Raw genomic sequence first — 1,313 nt, forward strand, 5'->3', positions numbered from 1 at the left:
TTTTCGACGACGTTTTGGATATTTGCCGCGGCGTCCGTCGGCACTCCAAAAAAGCCGCCGATCACGCTAAGCACGTCGCCCGGCGCCACGTAAAACCTGCCGACGCCAAGCGCTACTACGCCGCAAACTACGGTCAGCGCGGCCAGCAAAATCAGCGTAAATTTAAAACTAATGTTTTTCATCTTTCTCCTAAAATAAAATCTCCGTCCGCGGCAGCCCGCACAAAAATCGCTCGCAAAATGGCTAAATTTGCCTTGTTGCTAACTTGGCGAGCGAAGTTTTTGTTTCTTAGTTTGCGATCGCCACGCAAAACAGCGAACCAAAAGGCGGTTTTTTGCGACCTAGATAACCTTGCGCTAAGCGCCGAATTTATACCGTTTAGGTCAAATTTACCCGCCGTTTTGCGTTTAAGGCTTGGCGCTAACGATAAATTTGAGCTAAGCACCCCTTACCGCGTTATCAAATTTAAATCTAACGTTTCCGCAATTTTTCGTCGAGCCAAATTTGAAAGCAAGCTTCCGCCGCGTCAAATTTAAGCTACTTTACGACGCGGTCCATCCATCTAAAAAGCTCGTCCAAATCATAGTCGCCGCCGTGACCTTGCCCCCAAGGAGCAGCGAAATCAACCGTCTTGCCAGCATTTTGTAACCCCAGAACCAAGATAAGCGGCACGGCTAGAGCAGTATCGGAGTCGGCCGCGCCATGCCTGATGCGGTAAAATTTGGCCGCGCTTTTATTACCCAGATAGCTCATCGCGTTTGCCATTTTTATGATTTTAGCGTTGGCGCTCTCGCCAGTGCCGCGTTTTGCGCTAAATTCGGTAAAGTGCTTCGCCGCCGCGTCCGCATCGCCGAAAAAGTCGTTTTCGGGATTTTGTAGCTCTAGTCCGTCAAATGCGGGCGCAGCCTTAGCGCGCGGCATAGATAGGACGTAATCGTCAAATTTAAAATCATAGCCGAGCGTGCAGCCCTGCGTCTCAAGCGTGAAAAACTCGGGCTTTAGCAGGCTTTTGTCGCGGCTTTTTGCAGCGGCATAGGAGTCTGCGAGCGTCTTTTTGACATACTCTTTAAAGCTGCCCTCGCCGCTAGGCTCAAGCGTGAGCGCGCGGCCTTTGGCGTCTTTTAAATTTAGCGAATTTACGTAGGCGGGGAAGGCTGATTTTAGCGCGGCGGAGAGCTCTTTTTGCTCTGCGGTTAGCTCGCCTGAGACGGTTTTTGGCTTACCGCTTCGGTCGTTAAATCCAGCCGCATCAAACGCGCTAAAGTCCATTTTCTCGTATTTCGTCTGAGCGCCGAACATCCACTCGTAGGCTG

2 pseudogenes are annotated in these 1,313 nt (G+C 50.9%); both read right to left on the minus strand.

Going from position 1 to position 1,313, the window contains the following annotated elements:
- Positions 1-182, minus strand: a pseudogene (locus tag Q0338_RS06435) (iron ABC transporter permease); the annotation flags it as partial.
- Positions 183-537: 355 nt separating this feature from the next.
- Positions 538-1,313, minus strand: a pseudogene (locus Q0338_RS06440) (alpha/beta hydrolase); the annotation flags it as partial.

This window comes from uncultured Campylobacter sp., assembly GCF_938018145.1.
Taxonomy (GTDB): Bacteria; Campylobacterota; Campylobacteria; order Campylobacterales; family Campylobacteraceae; genus Campylobacter_A.